Here is a 1448-nt window from a genome sequence, read left to right on the forward strand (position 1 = left end):
TGAACTGCCTCCCATTTCTTGGACACAAGAATGGGAGGCTTTTTTATGGCTGGAAACGCTTTGTACGACGTCGGGATGAGACTGCGAGCGGCAGAGCTGCACGACGAGGGGCACGGCCGCGCGGCAATCGCGGCCCTTCTCGGGATGCCGGAGGAAACCGTGAGAGAATGGCTGTGCACCTACAGGTCTGCTGGTATCGAGGTTCTGGCCATGATGGGAAAGAAACACACCGCCTATTCGTTCGAGACGAAGCTGGCCGCCGTCAGGGCGGTCGTCGACGAGGGCATGACGAAGCCCGAGGCCATGGAGAAGTTCGGGATAGCCTCGCCAAGCCCTTTCAAGAAATGGCTGAAGGCCTACAGGGAGGAGGGCCCGGAGGCGCTCAGGCCAAAGCCCAGGGGGAGGCCGAGGGGGTCCGGCTCCCCGTCCGGGGAGACGACGCGCGAGCAAGAGCTCGAGCGCAGGATCAAGAAGCTCGAGGCGGAGAACGCCTACCTAAAAAAATCGATCGCCCTGAAGGCGGAGAAACGCTCTCGAACGGCGAGAAGGCCGCGGTCGTGAGCGGGCTTTCAGGGCAATACCCCCTCGCCGACCTGCTCGAGTGCGCCGGCCTGGCGAGGTCGAGCTACTACTACGCGCTGTCGCACCCGAAGGCTCCCACCAGGCCCGAGCTCTGGGAGGCCGCCGCCGAGATATTCTCGCGCACCGCCAACGGGTGCGGCCACAGGCAGATCGCCATGTGCCTGCGCGCCGAGCGGGGCGTGCGCATAGCCGACAAGACGACGCTGAAGATGATGCGCGAGATGGGCATCAGCTGCGGGATCCGCCGCGAGACCGACTACCACAGGTACAACTCGTACAGGGGCAAGGTCGGAAAGACCTTCGAGAACGTCATCGGCAGGGACTTCGCCGCCGACGGGCCGTGGGAGAAGATGGGCACCGACGTCACCGAGTTCAAGCAGCCCTGGGGCAAGGCCTACTTCGCGCCGGTCTACGATTTCGGCAGCAAGGAGATCGTCGCCTGGTCCACGTCGCTGCATCCCAACATGGCCCAGCAGCACGAGCTGCTCGACCAGCTCGTGTCCAAGATGCCCGAGGGCTCCAGGCCGGTCCTGCACTCGGACATGGGCTGGCAGTACCAGCAGGCCGGGTGGTGCAAGCGGTTGGAGGAGGCCGGCGTGGTGCAGAGCATGTCCCGGAAGGGCAACTGCATCGACAACGGCGCGACGGAGCAGGTGTTCGGCCATATGAAGGACGAGTTCTTTCGCGGAAGAAAATGGCCTTGCTTCGAAGACTTCAAGAGAGACCTGGACGAATACATCATCCATTGGAACACGAGAAGGAGGCAGGTTAAACTGAAGGGACTGACCCCGGAGGAATTCCGGAATCAGTCCCTATGTGCGGCGTAGGCCGCTTATTAGCCCGTCCAAGAATTGGGGCGCAGTTCA

General features: G+C 62.8%; 2 protein-coding genes. Both read left to right on the top strand.

Annotated elements, in window-relative coordinates:
* Positions 1–45: 45 nt before the first annotated feature.
* Complete coding sequence (locus tag DW645_RS09805; protein WP_117786972.1) at positions 46–561, top strand: helix-turn-helix domain-containing protein; 516 nt, start codon at positions 46–48, stop codon at positions 559–561.
* Positions 504–1409 carry an IS3 family transposase gene (locus DW645_RS09810; protein ID WP_233502706.1) on the top strand — a complete coding sequence of 302 codons (906 nt, stop codon included), beginning with the start codon at positions 504–506 and terminating at the stop codon, positions 1407–1409. Before DW645_RS09805 ends, DW645_RS09810 begins: the two co-directional genes overlap by 58 nt.
* Positions 1410–1448 lie beyond the last annotated feature (39 nt).

The organism is Collinsella sp. AM23-17, assembly GCF_003470945.1.
Lineage (GTDB): Bacteria > Actinomycetota > Coriobacteriia > Coriobacteriales > Coriobacteriaceae > Collinsella > Collinsella aerofaciens_O.